Annotated in this window: 16 protein-coding genes; 10 read left to right on the forward strand and 6 right to left on the reverse strand. The window is 67.1% G+C overall.

The genetic code is table 11. The features are described 5' to 3' along the window. Positions 1-34 precede the first annotated feature (34 nt). Positions 35-1,489, reverse strand: coding sequence for a bifunctional 2-methylcitrate dehydratase/aconitate hydratase (locus tag LK996_RS04230; RefSeq protein ID WP_230525899.1), 1,455 nt, complete (start codon positions 1,487-1,489; stop codon positions 35-37). A 170-nt stretch (positions 1,490-1,659) separates the two neighbouring features. On the opposite strand from LK996_RS04230, the gene LK996_RS04235 reads away from it, so the two are divergent. The 5 genes from LK996_RS04235 to LK996_RS04255 all read left to right on the forward strand — a co-directional run bounded on the left by LK996_RS04235 (position 1,660) and on the right by LK996_RS04255 (position 6,287). Beyond that, on the forward strand, positions 1,660-2,445 hold the full coding sequence (locus tag LK996_RS04235; protein WP_230525900.1) for a DODA-type extradiol aromatic ring-opening family dioxygenase: 786 nt from the start codon (positions 1,660-1,662) through the stop codon (positions 2,443-2,445). Positions 2,446-2,481: 36 nt separating this feature from the next. Beyond that, complete coding sequence (locus tag LK996_RS04240; protein WP_230525901.1) at positions 2,482-4,530, forward strand: NADPH-dependent 2,4-dienoyl-CoA reductase; 2,049 nt, start codon at positions 2,482-2,484, stop codon at positions 4,528-4,530. A gap of 48 nt (positions 4,531-4,578) precedes the next feature. Next, positions 4,579-4,935, forward strand: coding sequence for a DUF1428 domain-containing protein (locus LK996_RS04245; protein ID WP_230525902.1), 357 nt, complete (start codon positions 4,579-4,581; stop codon positions 4,933-4,935). Positions 4,936-5,198: 263 nt separating this feature from the next. Next, the gene (locus LK996_RS04250; RefSeq protein WP_230525903.1) at positions 5,199-5,657 is read left to right on the forward strand and encodes a cell wall hydrolase; all 459 of its coding nucleotides are present in this window, start codon (positions 5,199-5,201) and stop codon (positions 5,655-5,657) included. A gap of 18 nt (positions 5,658-5,675) precedes the next feature. Further along, positions 5,676-6,287 carry a glutathione S-transferase family protein gene (locus tag LK996_RS04255; protein ID WP_230525904.1) on the forward strand — a complete coding sequence of 204 codons (612 nt, stop codon included), beginning with the start codon at positions 5,676-5,678 and terminating at the stop codon, positions 6,285-6,287. Positions 6,288-6,384: 97 nt separating this feature from the next. On the opposite strand, the gene prpC is transcribed toward LK996_RS04255, so the two are convergent. Genes prpC through LK996_RS04275 form a run of 4 tightly spaced genes read right to left on the reverse strand, consistent with a single transcriptional unit; the run spans position 6,385 to position 10,646 of the window. Then, positions 6,385-7,539 carry a bifunctional 2-methylcitrate synthase/citrate synthase gene (gene prpC / locus LK996_RS04260; protein WP_230525905.1) on the reverse strand — a complete coding sequence of 385 codons (1,155 nt, stop codon included), beginning with the start codon at positions 7,537-7,539 and terminating at the stop codon, positions 6,385-6,387. Further along, entirely contained in the window at positions 7,536-8,423 is an 888-nt protein-coding gene (gene prpB, locus LK996_RS04265; protein WP_230525906.1) for a methylisocitrate lyase, read from the reverse strand. The genes prpC and prpB overlap by 4 nt, the downstream gene beginning before the upstream one ends. 48 nt (positions 8,424-8,471) lie before the next feature. Beyond that, a complete protein-coding gene (locus LK996_RS04270; RefSeq protein ID WP_230525907.1) occupies positions 8,472-9,455 on the reverse strand; it encodes a malate dehydrogenase in 984 nt (327 codons plus the stop codon). A gap of 33 nt (positions 9,456-9,488) precedes the next feature. Further along, positions 9,489-10,646 carry an aminotransferase class I/II-fold pyridoxal phosphate-dependent enzyme gene (locus LK996_RS04275; RefSeq protein WP_230525908.1) on the reverse strand — a complete coding sequence of 386 codons (1,158 nt, stop codon included), beginning with the start codon at positions 10,644-10,646 and terminating at the stop codon, positions 9,489-9,491. A gap of 112 nt (positions 10,647-10,758) precedes the next feature. Here LK996_RS04275 and LK996_RS04280 point away from each other — a divergent pair, with 112 nt between their 5' ends. The 3 genes from LK996_RS04280 to LK996_RS04290 are packed head-to-tail and all read left to right on the forward strand — an operon-like array spanning position 10,759 to position 13,297. Next, on the forward strand, positions 10,759-11,514 hold the full coding sequence (locus LK996_RS04280; RefSeq protein WP_230525909.1) for a hypothetical protein: 756 nt from the start codon (positions 10,759-10,761) through the stop codon (positions 11,512-11,514). Continuing rightward, entirely contained in the window at positions 11,511-12,686 is a 1,176-nt protein-coding gene (locus tag LK996_RS04285; RefSeq protein WP_230525910.1) for a M48 family metallopeptidase, read from the forward strand. The genes LK996_RS04280 and LK996_RS04285 overlap by 4 nt, the downstream gene beginning before the upstream one ends. Further along, positions 12,686-13,297, forward strand: coding sequence for a hypothetical protein (locus LK996_RS04290; protein ID WP_230525911.1), 612 nt, complete (start codon positions 12,686-12,688; stop codon positions 13,295-13,297). The genes LK996_RS04285 and LK996_RS04290 overlap by 1 nt, the downstream gene beginning before the upstream one ends. Positions 13,298-13,354: 57 nt before the next feature. On the opposite strand, the gene LK996_RS04295 is transcribed toward LK996_RS04290, so the two are convergent. Next, entirely contained in the window at positions 13,355-13,849 is a 495-nt protein-coding gene (locus tag LK996_RS04295; RefSeq protein ID WP_230525912.1) for a peptidylprolyl isomerase, read from the reverse strand. 119 nt (positions 13,850-13,968) lie between these two features. Between LK996_RS04295 and typA the strand changes: the two genes are divergently transcribed. Next, positions 13,969-15,816 carry a translational GTPase TypA gene (typA, locus tag LK996_RS04300; RefSeq protein ID WP_230525913.1) on the forward strand — a complete coding sequence of 616 codons (1,848 nt, stop codon included), beginning with the start codon at positions 13,969-13,971 and terminating at the stop codon, positions 15,814-15,816. Next, positions 15,813-16,283: a DUF2127 domain-containing protein gene (locus LK996_RS04305; RefSeq protein WP_230525914.1), complete on the forward strand. Its 471-nt coding sequence runs from the start codon at positions 15,813-15,815 to the stop codon at positions 16,281-16,283. The genes typA and LK996_RS04305 overlap by 4 nt, the downstream gene beginning before the upstream one ends. Positions 16,284-16,287 lie beyond the last annotated feature (4 nt).

Consider the following 16,287-nt stretch of genomic DNA (forward strand, 5'->3'; position numbering starts at 1 on the left):
AAGGGGGTGCCAAGCCCTTAACACGGCGCGAATCTTACACCCTGTACAGGTTCAGGAAGTCCGAGATCGACATGGCTTCCAGCTCCGCGGGCTTGCCGGCCAGGGCCATCAGGCGGTCCGCCGATGCGGCGGGGAGGTGGGCGCGGATGGCGGCCTGGAACTTGGCCATCAGCACCGGGATGCCTTCGGCGCGACGCTTGCGGTGGCCGATCGGATAGTCGATCGACACCTTCTCCGTCGACGTGCCGTCCTTGAAGAACACCTGCACCGAGTTGCCGATGTAGCGCTTTTCGGCGTCGAAGTAGTCCTTCGTGAACTGCGGGTTCTCCTTCACGGTCATCTTCGCGCGCAGCGCGTCGATGCGCGCGTCGCCCGCGATGTCGTCGTTGTAATCGTCCGCGGTCAGGCGACCGAAGATCAGCGGCACGGCCACCATGTACTGGAGGCAGTGGTCGCGGTCGGCGTAGTTGGCCAGCGGGCCGGTCTTGTCGATGATGCGGACGCCGGCTTCCTGCGTCTCGATCTCGATGCGTTCGATGTCCTCGATGCGGCCCTTCACCTGCGGGTGCAGCTGCATCGCGGCTTCCACCGCGGTCTGCGCGTGGAATTCGGCCGGGAACGAGATCTTGAACAGGACGTTCTCCATCACGTAGCTGCCGAACGGGCGCTCGAACTGGAATTCCTTGCCCTTGAAGGCGACGTCGTAGAAGCCCCAGGTCTTCGCCGACAGCGCGCTCGGATAGCCGACGACCTTCTTCTCGACGGCATTCAGCGCGTGCGTGACCGCGCGGCGGCATGCGTCGCCCGCCGCCCAGCTCTTGCGCGGGCCGGTGTTCGGCGCGTGGCGGTAGGTGCGCAGCACACCGTTGTCGATCCACGAATGCGAGACGGCGGTGATGATTTCGTCCTTGCCGCCGCCGAGCATCGCGGTCGCGACCGCGGTCGACGCGAGGCGCACCAGGATGACGTGGTCGAGGCCGACGCGGTTGAACGAGTTCTGCAGCGCGTATACGCCCTGGATCTCGTGCGCCTTGATCGCCCAGCCGAGCACGTCGCGCACGGTGATGGTCTTGCCGGTGTCGTCGCGCAGCGCCTTGCGGTTCATCCAGTCGGCGACGGCGAGGATCGCGCCGAGGTTGTCCGACGGATGGCCCCATTCGGCGGCGAGCCAGGTGTCGTTGAAGTCGAGCCAGCGCACCAGGGTGCCGATGTTGAAGGCGGCCTGGACCGGATCGAGCTCGAAGCCCGTGCCCGGCACGACGGCGCCGCCCGGCAGGGTCGCGCCCGGCACGATCGGGCCGAGGTGCTTCACGCACCCTTCGAACTTCATCGCGAGCATCGCGCATGCGAGCGAGTCGAGCAGCATGTAACGCGCGGTGTCGTACGCCTCCTGCGAGTCGACCTTGTAGTCGACGACGTAATCGGCGATGTCGACCATCGGCTGGTCGGGATTCGGGCGGACGGCGGAACGAACGTCGAAGTGGCTCATGCGTACGTCAATGGCGGAGGGAAGCCGCGCATTTTGCCAGAGCGCGAGGCTCTTCACGGCCCGGCCATCGGTCTTCGCACCGATCCCTGCGCGATCGCGTTGCGCTGGTGCAACGCTCCGGGCCTTCCGCCGGGCTTGGTCGATGGCCCCGGCGAGCGCATGTTGAAGGCATGGATACGCCCTTCCCTTCGCTCTTCCTTTCGCACGGTTCGCCGATGCTCGCCGTGCAGGATTCGGCCGCCGGCCGGTTCCTCGACGGGCTCGGCCACGCGTTGCCGAGGCCGCGCGCGATCGTCGTCGCCTCCGCGCACTTCACCGCCGCGCCGACGCACGTCGGCTTCGCCGCGCTCCCGCGCACCGTGCACGACTTCGGTGGATTCCCGCCGCAGCTCTATACGTTGCGATACCCCGCGGCGGGCCTGCCCGCGCTCGCGCAGGATGTCGCGCGCCGCATCGAGGCCGCCGGCATTCCCGTGCAACCCGCGCCCGAGCATGGCCTCGACCACGGCGTGTGGGTGCCGTTGCTGCGCATGTATCCCGAAGCCGACATCCCCGTCGTGCCGATCTCCGTCGACCCGCGCGGCGATGCGGCGTCGCACATCGCATTGGGCCGCGCACTCGCGGGCCTGCGCGACGAAGGCGTGCTGGTCATCGGCTCCGGTGGCTTCGTGCACAACCTCGGCGATCTCGACTGGGCGCATCCGGATGCGTCGATGCCGCCGTGGGCGGCCGAGTTTGCCGACTGGATGCGCGAACGCCTGCGCGACCACGACCTCGATGCGCTCGCCCAATGGGAAACGCGCGCGCCGCACGCGCGCCGCGCGCATCCGACGGTCGAGCACCTGATGCCGCTGTTCGTCGCGGTCGGCGCGGGGGGCGATGCGACGACGATGCGCCAGTTGCACCAGTCGCACGAATTCGGGAGCCTGGCGCTCGACGCCTTCGCGTTCGGCTGACATAGTGCGCGCTGCCCCGTACGCCGGCGTATGCGCATGTCCGCCCAGCCCATCGACGTCCCCGAGTCCGATCCGCCCTACCCGCACCTGTTCCGCCCGCTGGATCTCGGGTTCGCGACGCTGCGCAACCGCATCCTCATGGGCTCGATGCATACGGGCCTGGAGGACCGATCGCGCGACTTCCCGAAGCTCGCCGCCTACTTCGCCGAACGCGCGGCGGGCGGCGCGGGGCTGATCGTCACCGGCGGGTTCGCGCCGAACATCGTCGGCTGGCTGAAGCCGTTCGCGGGCAAGTTGTCGTGGCGACACGAAGTGCGCCCGCATCGGCAGGTCACGCAGGCGGTGCATGCGCACGGCGCGCACATCTGCCTCCAGTTGCTGCACGCCGGACGCTACGCCTACCACCCGCTGTCGGTCGCGCCGTCGAAGCTGAAGGCGCCGATCAATCCGTTCACGCCGCGCGCGTTGTCGGCGCGTGGCGTCGATCGCCAGGTCGATGCGTATGCGCGCGCTGCCGTCTTCGCGCGCGAAGCGGGATACGACGGCGTCGAGCTGATGGGCTCGGAGGGCTATCTCATCAACCAGTTCACCGTCGCGCGCACCAACAAGCGCACGGACCGCTGGGGCGGCGACGCGATGCAGCGCATGCGCTTCGCGATCGAAATCGTGCGTCGCGTGCGCGAAGCATGCGGGCCCGACTTCATCGTCGTGTATCGCCTGTCGATGCTCGACCTCGTCGACGGCGGCTCGGACTGGCAGGACATCGTGCAACAGGCGCAGGCGGTCGAAGCCGCGGGCGCGACGATCCTCAACACCGGCATCGGCTGGCACGAGGCGCGCATCCCGACGATCGCCACGTCCGTGCCGCGCGCGGCGTTCGCGGGCGTCACCGCGAAGCTGCGACCGCACGTGCAGCTGCCGCTGGTCGCGACCAACCGCATCAACATGCCGGACGTCGCCGAAGCGGTACTCGCGAACGGCGGCGCCGACATGGTGTCGATGGCGCGCCCGCTGCTCGCCGATCCGCAGTGGCCGAACAAGGCGCGCGCCGGTCGCGCGCACGCGATCAACACCTGCATCGCGTGCAACCAGGCGTGCCTGGACCACGTGTTCGAGAACAAGCGCGCGAGCTGCCTGGTGAATCCGCGTGCGTGCGCGGAGACCGAACTCGTGTCCACGCGCGCACACACGCCACGCCGCGTCGCCGTCGTCGGCGCCGGCCCCGCGGGTCTTGCGTGCGCGACCGAAGCCGCCGCGCGCGGCCATCGCGTCGTGTTGTTCGAAGCCGGCGAAGCGATCGGCGGCCAGTTCAACCTCGCGCGCCGCATTCCCGGCAAGGAAGAGTTCGACGAAACGCTGCGCTATTTCGCGCATCGCATCGAGGAGACCGGCGTCGAGTTGCGCCTGCGTACGCGTGCCGACGCCGAGACCTTGCGCGACTTCGACGCGATCGTCGTCGCCACCGGCGTGACGCCGCGCGCGGTGGCGTTCCCCGGCGCGGACCACGCGAAGGTCGTCGGCTACGCGGACGTGATCGAAGGGCGCGTGCGATGCGGGCCTCGCGTCGCGCTCGTCGGCGCGGGCGGCATCGGCTTCGATGTCGCCGAGTTCCTCGTGCACGAAGGCGCGTCGCCCTCGCTCGATGCGCAACGCTGGATGCGCGAATGGGGCATCGACCCCGCGTTCGAAACACGCGGCGGCCTCGCGACCCCCGCATCCGAACCCGCTGCGCGCGAAGTGTGGTTGCTGCAGCGCAGCCCCGGCCGCCCCGGCGCGCGCCTGGGCAAGACGACGGGCTGGATCCATCGCGCCACGCTCAAGGCGAAGGGCGTGCGCATGCTCGGCGGCGTCGAATATCTCGGCGTCGACGATGCGGGCCTGCGCATCCGCGTCGACGATGTCGAACAACTGCTGCCGGTCGACCACGTCGTCGTGTGCGCGGGACAGGAACCGCGGCGCACGCTCTTCGACGCGCTGGATGCGACCACGCGGGAGGTCCACGTCATCGGCGGCGCCGATGTCGCGGCCGAGCTCGACGCCAAGCGCGCCATCGCCCAGGGCACCGCGCTCGCAGCAAAGCTTTAACGACCCCGGTCGTACGCTCCGCGGTTCGACCCCCGCGGAGACGCCCCGATGTACATCGATGGCTTTGTCGTGCCCGTACCGAAGGCCAAGCTGGCCGCCTACAAGAAATTGTCGAAGAAGGCCTCTGTCGTCTGGAAAGAGCTCGGCGCGATCGAATACGTCGAAGCGGTCGAAGACGACGTGCAACCCGGCAAGGTCACCAGCTTCCCCCAGGCCGTGAAGCGCAAGCCCGGCGAGGTCGTGGTCTTCGCCTGGATCATCTACAAGACCAAGGCCGAGCGGAACCGCATCAACAAGGCGGTGATGAAAGACCCGCGCCTGGCCGACATGATGGATCCGAAGGACCTGCCCTTCGACGGCAAGCGGATGTTCTGGGGCGGCTTCAAGCCCATCGTCTGGGAGTGAGCGCGCCCTAGCGCATTCACATAAAAAAGACAAGCAAATCCGCAGCTTACGCACGCCGTTCAGGAACGGTTGGGAAAGTGATCGCTACCGTGCGCACACTTTTTCACGGCCCCGCGCATCGATGCGGGGCACCGTCGCGGCCTTCCGGCATCGGGGCCGCGATTGGGCAAAGGCCGCCATAGAGCCGCCGCCCTCCCCAGTACGCCATGCCGCGCGGGTCCTTCCGGACCTTCGTGGCGCAACGGAGCAAGGAGTCCGACGCAATGAAGCTCGCCTGGATCCTCTGGCTGTCGCAGGTATTGCCGCAGCCGGCCGCAGATTCGCTCTGCCTCAGCACCACCGTGTACCTCGAGGCCCGCGACCAGTCGGCCCGCGGCCAGCAGGCCGTCGCCGAAGTCGCCCTGCGCCGCCGCGACAGCGGCCTGTGGGGCGACAACCTGTGCTCGGTGGTCACCGCGCGCAAGCAGTTCGCGCCGACCATCGTGCCGGCCAACACCAACCTGCGCGGCGGCGAAGCATGGGCGCACGCGGTCACCATCGCCATCGAAGCGCAGGACAACTGGGCGTTGCCCGCGGGCCAGCGCAAGGAGATCGTGCCGGGCGCGAGCCACTTCGCCGCGCACGCGATCGCGAGCCCGTCGTGGCGCAACGCCTACCAGGTCGCGACGATCGGCGACCACACGTTCTATCGCGTGCAGAAGCTGAAGCCGCGCAACGGCTGATTCGAAAAGGTTGATCGCATGAAGCTTTATTTCACTCCCGGCACGTGCTCGCTCGCCGACCACATCGCGCTGGAATGGACCGGCAAGCCGTACGACGCACAATTGGTCACGCGCGAAGAACGCAGGCAACCCGCGTATCTGGCGATCAATCCCGCCGGCGCGGTGCCGTCGCTCGATGTCGACGGCTGGATCCTCACGCAAAACGCCGCGATCCTGAACTGGATCGCCGACACGTGCCCGGAATCGAAGCTCGGCGGCGACGGATCGGCGAAGTCGCGCGCGATCGTCAACCAGTGGTTGTCGATCGTGAACTCGGACGTGCATCCGTTGTTCAAGGTGTTCTTCGGCGCCGCCGATTACCTCGAAGACCAGGCGCTCATCGACAAGGCGCAGGACAACGCGCGCACGGCGCTGCGCACGCAGTTCGAACGCATCGACCGGCAGCTCGCGGGCAAGGACTACGTCGCGGGCGAACGATCGATCGTCGATCCGTACCTGTACGTCGTGCTGCGCTGGGCCAAAGGCTCGAAGGTCGACCTGTCGGGACTGGAGAATCTCCATGCCTTCCACGACCGCATGCGCAACGATCCCGGCGTCAGGCGCGCGCTCGACGCGCAAGGGCTCTCGTAGGCCCGGCGCCACGCGCAACCCCGCAACGAAAAAGGCCGCGGAAATCCGCGGCCTTTTTCATGCGCCCCCGCTTTCGCGCGGGGCGGCTGGCGATGGATCAACGCTTCTCGATCGGCACGTACTCGCGATCTTCCGGGCCGACGTAGTTGGCGCTCGGGCGGATGATCTTGCCGTCCTCGCGCTGCTCGATCACGTGCGCGCTCCAGCCCGTGGTGCGCGCGATGACGAACAGCGGCGTGAACATCGGCGTCGGGATGCCCATCATGTGGTAGGCCGACGCGCTGTACCAGTCGAGGTTGGGGAACATCTTCTTCATGTCCCACATCAGCGTCTCGATGCGCTCGCTCACGTCGAAGAGCGTCTTGTTGCCGCCCTCGGTGCACAGCTTGCGCGAGATCTCCTTGATGATCGGATTGCGCGGGTCGCCGACCGTGTACACCGGGTGGCCGAAGCCGATGACGATTTCCTTGCGCTCCACGCGCGCGCGGATGTCGGCTTCCGCTTCGTCGGCCGAGCCGTAGCGCGAGATGATGTCCATCGCCACTTCGTTCGCGCCGCCGTGCTTCGGGCCGCGCAGCGCGCCGATCGCGCCGGTGATGCACGAATGCATGTCCGAACCGGTGCCGGCGATCACGCGCGCGGTGAACGTCGATGCGTTGAACTCGTGCTCGGCGTACAGGACCAGCGACTTGTCGAGCGCGTCGGCATGCAGGTGCGACGGCGGCACGTCGTGCAGCAGGTGCAGGAAGTGCGCGGCGACGCTGTCGTCGTCGGTTTCGACATCGATGCGGCGGCCGTTGCGGGTGAAGTGCCACCAGTACAGCAGCATCGAGCCGAAGCTGGCGATGAGCTTGTCGGCGAGGTCGCGCGCCTCGGAGGCCGGATGGCCTTCGCGTTCCGGCAGCACCGTGCCGAGCACGGAGCAACCGGTGCGCATCACGTCCATCGGGTGCGCGTTGGCGGGCACGAGTTCCAGCGCTTCCTGCACGATCGCGGGCAGGCCGCGCAGGCGCTTGAGCTTGGTCTTGTAGGCCTTCAGCTGCGAGGCCGTGGGCAGCGCGCCGTGCACGAGCAGGTGCGCGACTTCCTCGAAGGTCGACTTCGTCGCCAGGTCGTGGATGTCGTAACCGCGGTAATGCAGGTCGTTGCCGCTGCGGCCGACGGTGCACAGCGCGGTGTTGCCGGCCGCGGTGCCGCTCAGCGCGACGGACTTCTTGGCCTTCGGCAGGCCCTGGTTGGCGTTCTCGCTCATTTCGGATCCTTCTTCGCGAACAACTGGTCGAGTTTGTCTTCGTACGCGTGGTAATCGAGGAAGTCGTACAGCTCGGCGCGCGTCTGCAGCGAATCGATGATGTTCTTCTGCGTGCCTTCGCGGCGGACCGTTTCGTAGAAGTGCAGCGCGCCCTTGTTCATCGCGCGATACGCGCCGCAGCAGTACAGCGCGATGTCGACGTTGGCGGTGCGCAGTTCGTCGGTGGTGAAGAACGGCGTCGAGCCGAACTCGGTGAGGTTGGCCAGGATCGGCACCTTCACCGCGGCCTTGAAGCGCTTGTAGTCCTCGAGCGTCTTCATCGCTTCGGGGAAGATCATGTCGGCGCCGGCTTCGACGTAGGCCATCGCACGTTCGATCGCCGAATCGATGCCTTCGACCGCGGCGGCGTCGGTGCGCGCCATGATCACGAACGATGCATCGGTGCGCGCGTCGACCGCGGCCTTCACGCGATCGACCATCTCGTCCTTCGACACGACTTCCTTGCCGGGGCGATGGCCGCAGCGCTTCTGGCCGACCTGGTCTTCCATGTGCACGGCAGCGACGCCGACGTTGATGAAGTTGCGAATCGTGCGCCCGATGTTGAACGCACCGCCCCAACCGGTGTCGATGTCGACGAGCAACGGCATCTGCGTTGCGTCGACGATGCGACGCGCGTCGATCAGCACGTCTTCCATCGTGCTGATGCCGAGGTCGGGCATGCCGAGCGAATTCGCGGCAACGCCGCCGCCCGACAGGTACAGCGCCTTGTAGCCGGTCTTCTTCGCCATCAGGCCGGCATACGCGGTGATGGCGCCCATCACCTGCAGCGGGCTTTCTTCCTGGACGGCGCGGCGGAAGCGCGCGCCTGCTGTTTCGTGCGTCATTTCATCATCCACAAGTGACGAGGCGACCCTTCGGTCGCCTCGGTTGGATCACAGCAGGTGCGCCACGCCGGCGCGCTCTTCCTCGAGCTCGGCCAGCGTCTTGTCCATGCGCTCGCGGCTGAAGTCGTCGATCGGCAGGTCGCGGATCATCGTGTATTCGCCGTTCTCGGTGGTCACCGGGAAGCCGTACAGCACGTCCTTCGGAATGCCGTAGCTGCCGTCCGACGGGATGCCCATCGTGACCCACTTGCCGTTGCTGCCGAGCACCCAGTCGCGCACGTGGTCGATCGCCGCGTTCGCAGCGGATGCCGCCGACGAGAGGCCGCGCGCTTCGATGATCGCCGCACCGCGCTTGCCGACCTTCGGGATGAAGTCGTTCGCGTTCCAATCGGCGTCGCTGATCTTGTCCTGCAACGACGAACCGCCGGCGGTCGCGAAGCGGTAGTCCGGATACATCGTCGGCGAGTGGTTGCCCCACACGATCAGCTTGTCGATGTCCGCGACCTGCACGCCGGCCTTGGTCGCGAGCTGCGACAGCGCGCGGTTGTGGTCCAGGCGCAGCATGGCGGTGAAGTTCTTCGCCGGCAGGCTCGGGGCCGACTTCATCGCGATGTAGGCGTTCGTGTTCGCCGGATTGCCGACGACCAGCACCTTGACGTTGCGCGAGGCGACGTCGTTCAGCGCCTTGCCCTGTTCGGTGAAGATCTTCGCGTTCTCGAGCAGCAGGTCCTTGCGCTCCATGCCCGGGCCGCGCGGACGCGCGCCGACCAGCAGCGCGATGTCGGCGTCCTTGAACGCGACGCGCGGATCATCGGTGCCGACCATGCCGGCGAGCAGCGGGAACGCGCAGTCCTCGAGTTCCATCATCACGCCCTTCAGCGCGGCCTGCGCCTTGTCGAGCGGCAGCTCCAGCATCTGCAGGATGACCGGCTGGTCCTTGCCGAGCATCTCGCCCGAAGCGATGCGGAACAGCAGGGCGTAGCCGATCTGGCCGGCGGCGCCGGTGACGGCAACACGGACGGGCTTCTTCATGGTGCGGTGGCTCCGGAATACGTGGTCGTGGGGTTACTGCAGTTCCGCGAAGAATTCGCGGAAACGTTCCAGGCCCGGCGCGAGCTGCGGCGTCGGACAGGTGTAGCTGATGCGCAGCGCGCGCGGTTCGCCGAACGCCGAGCCCGGCACGCAGGCCACGCCCTTGGCTTCGAGCAGCGCATTGCAGAAGTCGACGTCGTTGCCGATCTTCAAACCGGTCGGCGCATGCGTCTTGCCGAACGCCACGCTGATGTCCGGGAAGACGTAGAACGCGCCCTTCGGACGCGGGCACACGACGCCGGGGATCGAGTCGAGCATCGCCAGCACCTGGTCGCGCTTGGCCGCGAACTCGGCGTTCTTCTGGGCCGGGATGTCCTGCGGGCCGGAGAGCGCGGCGATCGCCGCGGCGGTCACGACTTCGGGGATGTTGGTGATGTGGTTGGAGTTCATCGTCGCCACGGCCTTCGCGACGGACTCGGGGCCGGCCATGAAGCCGACGCGCCAGCCCGGCATGCCGTAGGTCTTCGACAGCGAGTCGATGAAGATCGCGCGGTCGCGCAGCTCGGGGCGCACGTGCACGAAGTTGTGGTAGCCCACGCCGTCGAACACCATGCGGTTGTAGATGTCGTCCATGACGATCCAGGTGTCCGGATACTTCACGATGACATCGGCGAGCGCGGTGATTTCTTCCTTCGTGTAGACCATGCCCGTCGGGTTGGACGGGTTGTTGAACAGGAAGACCTTCGGCTTCTTCGCCAGCGCGGCGTCGAGCTGGGCCGGGGTCATCTTGTAGTCCTGCGACGCCGGGCACGGAAGCAGTTCGATCTTCGCGTTCACGATCTCCGCGATGTCGAAGTAGCTGGTCCAGTAGGGGGCGGCGAAGCAGATGGTGTCGCCTTCGTTGAGGAGGGCCTCGACGAGGTTGAAGATCACGTGCTTGGCGCCGACGCCGGTGGCGACGTTCGCGCGTTCGTATCCGTTCAGGCCGATCTGCGCGATGTGAGCGAGAAAGGCGTCGAGGAGCGCATCGCTGCCGCGGTTGCTGCCGTACTGCCCGCTGTCTTTCGCCAGCGCTTCACGAGCGGCCGCATACACGTGGTCACCCGGGAGGAAATTCGGCACGCCGATCGAAAAGCTGATGATGTCGCGACCTTCGGACTTCAAACGCTTGGCCTTTTCGGCCACCACCATGATTGCGCTAGGCTTGGCGCGACCAATGCGCCGGGCGAGTGCAGGCATCGCGAAACACCTCGTCGGATCGTTGGGAATCACGGCTGCGGGAACAGCCGGAGGGAAGCCCGAAATGCTAACACAGCGGACGTCGCCGACCCCGGCCGATCGGCCTGCCCTGCGCGGGTTTCCCCACGTTTTCCTCCTCCTGTTGCTGGCCGTCGCCACCCTGCCCGGCTGCATGTCGACGCAGGTGCGGCATGGCGAGGATGCGACGGGCAAGCCGGTGGTGGTCCGCGGCTCGGTGGTGCTGGTCGAACCGGACATCGAGCTGTACGCCGTCGGCGCCGGCGGCATGAACGAACCGCGCAAGGCCTGGACCGAGTCGGCGCGACGCAATTTTCCGGAAGCCGCGCGCCAGAAGCTCGAGACCGCGGGCTTCACCCTCAAGCCCGACTTCTTCCTGCCGAAGGACGTCGGACCGGAGGACAAGCTCCGCCAGCTCTACCTGCTCAACCAGGCCGTTTCGATCAGCATCCTGAATTACGGGCGCGAGGGCGCATTGCGCAACAAGCACGGCCGCTTCGACTGGACCCTCGGACCCGGCGTGCAGGCCCTGCACGAGGCGACCGGCGCGGACTATGCGCTCTTCACCTACGTGCGCGACAGCTACACCAGCGGCGGGCGCGCGGCGATGCGGGTGATCGGCTTCCTCCTGCTCGGGGGCGACATCGGCGGCGGCGTGCAGATGGGGCTGGCCTCGCTGGTCGACCTGCGCACCGGCCAGGTGGTGTGGCACAACCTTCTGCTCGACCAGACCGGCGACCTGCGCGATCCGCAGGGTGCGCAGGAAACCGCGGGCGACCTGCTCAAGGGGATCCAGCGATGAGGCGCGCGGTCGCACGCATCGTCGTCGCGGCCGCCATGGCGATGGTCGCCGGCTGCGCATCGCAGGCGCCGATGCGCCAGAACGATCCGGGCACGCGCCCGGTCGCGGGCAGCGACGAAGACGAACTGTGGTACGCGATGGAGCGCGCCGAAGAAGACCTCGCGCGCTCGCCGATGCGCGTGCGCGATCCCGCATTGAATGCGTACGTGAAAGACGTCGCGTGCCGCGCATCGGCCGGCTACTGCAACGACCTGCGCGTCTACCTCATGAACGTGCCCGCGTTCAACGCGAGCATGGCGCCGAACGGCACGATGATCGTGTGGACGGGCGCGTTGCTGCGCATGCGCGACGAAGCCGAACTCGCGTTCGTGCTCGGCCACGAAGCCGGCCACTTCCGCGCGCAGCACACGCTGCGGCAATGGCGGCGCATGAAGGACACCAGCGCGTTCCTGAGCGCGTTCCAGGTGCTCGCCTACGGCGCGGGTTTCCCGAACACCGCGATGTTCGGCTCGCTCGGCGTCTACGCGACGGTCTTCAAGTTCAGCCGCGACATGGAACGCGAAGCGGACAAGCTCGGCTTCGACGCCGTCGTCGCGCAGGGCTGGGATCCGCGCGCGGGCGCCGACCTGTGGGGCCGCATGTTGCGCGAAGAAAACACGCTCAAGTACGTCAGTCGCAGCACGGTGTTCGCCACCCACCCGGCGACGCAGGAACGCCTGAACGATGTCACTGCCGCGGCGGATGCGATCCCGAATCCGCCGACCACGCGCAACGTCGCGCAATACCGCGCGGCGACGCGTCCGTTCCTCGAGAATTGGCTCACGGCCGAAATCGCACAGCGGCGTTACGCAAGTTCGATGCTGGTCATCCAGGAACTGCTCGACGACGCACCGCCGGAAGATCGCGGCGTGCTCACGTTCTATCTCGGCGAAGCGCATCGCAAACACGACGGCCCGGGCGACGACGCAAAGGCCGCCGAACTCTACGCACGCGCGGTGACGATGCCCGGCACGCCGATCGCCGCGTGGCGCGAACACGGCTACGCGCTCGCGGCCGCAGGCCGGAACAACGAAGCACGCGTCGCGCTCGACAAATATCTGCAGTCTTCACCGCAGGCCGACGATCGCGCGTTCGTGCAACGCGCACTCGACAAGCTCGGAGGCACGAACTGATGGCACGGATGCAAGGGCGCAGGTTCGACTGGCGCGCCGCGTTGACCGCCTGCGCGATCGCGATGCTGCTCGCGTCCTGCGCCTCCGGCGGCGGCACGACCCGCCACGTGGTGCCCGGCGAAATGCGCGCGGGCAAGCTGGTGTTGAACAGCGAGATGGAATGGACGCGCGCTTCGACCTCGCGCTACCAGCTGTGGACGATGGATGGCGAGCTGCTCAACCTGCTCTACCTCATCCACACCGTGAAGGAAGGCGATTACATCTTCCTCGGCCAGCGCGAGAGCAAGCGTCGCCCGGATGCGCCGTACTACCACCGCGGCATGCGCGAGGACGAACTGCGCGACCTGGTGTCGGATGGGTTGCTCAACGCCGGTTTCGTCGGCGTGTCGCCGGACAACCTCCGGCCGGCGACGTTCGGCGATCGCGCGGGCCTGCGCTTCGACCTCGCCATGCAGACGGCCGAGGGATTGCAATACCAGGGGATGGTCGCGATGTTCGAGCACGAGAAGGGCCTCGCGCTCGCGATCTTCATCGCGCCGCGCGAGTTCTACTTCCCGCGGGACCAGGCGGCGGTATCGAGGATGCTCGACACGATCCGCTGGCAAGGCTGACGTTCCCTCCCCCGCATGCAGGGGAGGGTTGGCGTCGGATCAGCTTCGAGGCAGGCGTCAGGCCGCCAGGATCTTGTTCCACTCCGCGACGCGATCGGCCTTCGCGGCCAGCACGGCGTCGGCATCGCCTTCGATCTTGATGCTGTTGATCGTGTCGCCCTGCTTCACCGCGTCGACGACTTCGATGCCTTCGACGACCTTGCCGAACACGGTGTGCTTGCCGTCGAGCCACGGGGTCGGCACGTGGGTGATGAAGAACTGGCTGCCGTTGGTGTTCGGACCGGCATTGGCCATCGACAGCACGCCGCGGTCGTGGCGCAGGCCGTTGCTGGTCTCGTCCTCGAACCGGTAGCCCGGGCCGCCACGGCCGCTTCCCTCGGGGCAGCCGCCCTGGACCATGAAATCGGCGATGACGCGGTGGAAGCTCAGGCCGTCGTAGAAGCCGCGCTTGGCGAGGTTCACGAAGTTCGCGACGGTCAGGGGAGCCTTGTCGGGCGCCAGTTCGACGCGGATGGGACCACGGGACGTATCGAAAACGGCAACCAGGGACATGGGGGACGCTCCTGCGGGAAAGCCCTCGAGCATACTCCAGTCAGCGTTCCGGCCCCGCCGACAGGTATACTCGCCGGCTCTCCAACGCGCCCTCGCGCCGCCCCCGGCGCGCATTCATCATGTCCGTCGAACGCCTCCGCAATATCGCCATCGTCGCCCACGTCGACCATGGCAAGACCACTCTCGTCGACCAGCTGCTCAAGCAGTCCGGCACGCTCAACGAACGCGCCGTGGTCCCCGACCGCGTGATGGACAGCAACGACCTCGAAAAGGAACGCGGCATCACGATCCTTTCGAAGAACACCGCGATCCGCTGGACCAACCCGAAGACGGGCGAAGAGTGGCGCATCAACATCGTCGACACGCCCGGACACGCCGACTTCGGCGGCGAAGTCGAGCGCGTGCTGTCGATGGTCGACTCGGTGCTCATCCTCGTCGACGCGATGGACGGCCCGATGCCGCAGACGCGCTTCGTGACGCAGAAGGCGTTCGCGATGGGCTTCAAGCCGATCGTCGTCGTCAACAAGGTCGACCGCCCGGGCGCGCGTGCATCGTGGGTGCTCGACCAGACGTTCGACCTGTTCGATCGCCTCGGCGCGACCGACGACCAGCTCGACTTCACCACCGTCTACGCCTCGGGCCTGCAGGGCTACGCCGGCATGGACGAAAGCGTGCGCGACGGCGACATGACGGCGCTGTTCGAAGCGATCTGCGATCACGTGCCGGCGCCGCCGGTCGATCCGGAAGGCCCCTTCCAGATGCGCATCACCTCGCTGGACTACAACAACTACGTCGGCATCATCGGCGTGGGCCGCATCCAGCGCGGCAAGATCAAGCAGAACCAGCAAGTCACGGTCATCGACCGCGACGGCAAGACGCGCAACGGCAAGGCGCAGCAGGTGCTCGGCTTCATGGGCCTGGAGCGCGTGGAAGTGAACGAAGCGCAGGCCGGCGACATCATCGCGATCTCGGGCATCGAAGGCCTCGGCATCAGCGACACGATCTGCGATCCGTCGGCCGTCGAACAGCTGCCGGTCCTCACCGTCGACGAACCGACCATCTCCATGACCTTCCAGGTCAACGACTCGCCGTTCGCCGGCGTCAAGGATCGCAGCGGCGGCAAGTTCCTCACCTCGCGCCAGCTGCGCGATCGCCTCACGCGCGAGACGCAGCACAACGTCGCGCTGAAGGTCGAAGACACGGGCGACGCCGACAAGTTCAAGGTCAGCGGCCGCGGCGAACTGCACCTGTCGATCCTCATCGAGAACATGCGCCGCGAAGGCTACGAGCTCGCGGTGTCGCGTCCGGAAGTGATCATCAAGGACATCGACGGCGTGATGTCCGAGCCGTTCGAATCGCTCGTCGTCGACATGGAAGAACAGTTCCAGGGCGGCGTGATGGGTCGCCTCGGCGAGCGCAAGGGCCTGCTGCAGAACATGGAACCCGACGGCAAGGGTCGCGTGCGCCTGGACTACATGATCCCGGCGCGTGGCCTGATCGGCTTCCAGACCGAGTTCCGCACGCTCACCGCCGGCACGGGCATGCTCTTCCACGTCTTCGACCATTACGGCGCGAAGGCGGAAGGCCAGATCGGCCAGCGCCAGAACGGCGTGCTGATCTCCAACGGCCAGGGCCCGTCGCCCGCGTACGCGCAGATGGCGATGCAGGAACGTGGCCGCTTGTTCATCGAGCCGGGCGAAGAGATCTACGAAGGCCAGATCGTCGGCATCCACTCGAAGGACAACGACCTCACGGTCAATGCCCTGCGCGGCAAGCAGCTCACCAACTTCCGCGCATCCGGCAAGGACGACGACGAAGGCCTGATCCCGGCGATCAAGTTCTCGCTCGAACAGGCGCTGGAATTCATCGACGACGACGAACTCGTCGAGATCACGCCGAAGGCCATTCGCCTGCGCAAGAAATTCCGCAGCGAGACCGACCGCAAGCGCGCTTCGCGCGCGGCGTGACCCAGGACGAACCTTACGTCCAGGATCCGCAGGCCCACCCGGGCCTGCGACTGATCGCGATCATCGAAGCGATCAAGGGCCTGCTCGCGCTCACCGCCGCGAGCGGCCTGGAACTGATCGGCCCGGTGCCGATCAAGCGCTGGGCCGAAGCGCTCATCCGCGACTTCCACCTCGATCCGCAGCACGGCGCGGTGGCGCGTTTCGCGAATGCGATCAACCCCGACGCGGTGCATCTCGCGGCCGCAGCCGTCGGTGTGTACGGCGTCATCCACCTGATCGAAGCCTGGGGCCTGTGGCGCGACAAGGCGTGGGCGTCGTGGCTGGGCTGCATCGCCGCATCGATCTACCTGCCCTTCGATCTCTACGCAATCGTGAAGCACCCGGGCTGGGTGTCGTTCTCGGTGCTGGCGATCAATGTGCTCGTCGTCTGGGTTCTGGCCCGCGACCTGTTCAAGCGGCGCCTCTGACGCC

This window comes from Noviluteimonas lactosilytica, from assembly GCF_020866925.1.
Lineage (GTDB): Bacteria > Pseudomonadota > Gammaproteobacteria > Xanthomonadales > Xanthomonadaceae > Noviluteimonas > Noviluteimonas lactosilytica.

Excerpts from the sequence above, each read along its gene's own strand:
- LK996_RS04230 (WP_230525899.1), bottom strand. The coding sequence starts at position 1,489 with ATGAGCCACTTCGACGTTCGTTCCGCCGTCCGCCCGAATCCCGACCAG.
- LK996_RS04235 (WP_230525900.1), top strand. The coding sequence starts at position 1,660 with ATGGATACGCCCTTCCCTTCGCTCTTCCTTTCGCACGGTTCGCCGATG.
- LK996_RS04240 (WP_230525901.1), top strand. The coding sequence starts at position 2,482 with ATGTCCGCCCAGCCCATCGACGTCCCCGAGTCCGATCCGCCCTACCCG.
- LK996_RS04245 (WP_230525902.1), top strand. The coding sequence starts at position 4,579 with ATGTACATCGATGGCTTTGTCGTGCCCGTACCGAAGGCCAAGCTGGCC.
- LK996_RS04250 (WP_230525903.1), top strand. The coding sequence starts at position 5,199 with ATGAAGCTCGCCTGGATCCTCTGGCTGTCGCAGGTATTGCCGCAGCCG.
- LK996_RS04255 (WP_230525904.1), top strand. The coding sequence starts at position 5,676 with ATGAAGCTTTATTTCACTCCCGGCACGTGCTCGCTCGCCGACCACATC.
- prpC (WP_230525905.1), bottom strand. The coding sequence starts at position 7,539 with ATGAGCGAGAACGCCAACCAGGGCCTGCCGAAGGCCAAGAAGTCCGTC.
- prpB (WP_230525906.1), bottom strand. The coding sequence starts at position 8,423 with ATGACGCACGAAACAGCAGGCGCGCGCTTCCGCCGCGCCGTCCAGGAA.
- LK996_RS04270 (WP_230525907.1), bottom strand. The coding sequence starts at position 9,455 with ATGAAGAAGCCCGTCCGTGTTGCCGTCACCGGCGCCGCCGGCCAGATC.
- LK996_RS04275 (WP_230525908.1), bottom strand. The coding sequence starts at position 10,646 with ATGGTGGTGGCCGAAAAGGCCAAGCGTTTGAAGTCCGAAGGTCGCGAC.
- LK996_RS04280 (WP_230525909.1), top strand. The coding sequence starts at position 10,759 with ATGCTAACACAGCGGACGTCGCCGACCCCGGCCGATCGGCCTGCCCTG.
- LK996_RS04285 (WP_230525910.1), top strand. The coding sequence starts at position 11,511 with ATGAGGCGCGCGGTCGCACGCATCGTCGTCGCGGCCGCCATGGCGATG.
- LK996_RS04290 (WP_230525911.1), top strand. The coding sequence starts at position 12,686 with ATGGCACGGATGCAAGGGCGCAGGTTCGACTGGCGCGCCGCGTTGACC.
- LK996_RS04295 (WP_230525912.1), bottom strand. The coding sequence starts at position 13,849 with ATGTCCCTGGTTGCCGTTTTCGATACGTCCCGTGGTCCCATCCGCGTC.
- typA (WP_230525913.1), top strand. The coding sequence starts at position 13,969 with ATGTCCGTCGAACGCCTCCGCAATATCGCCATCGTCGCCCACGTCGAC.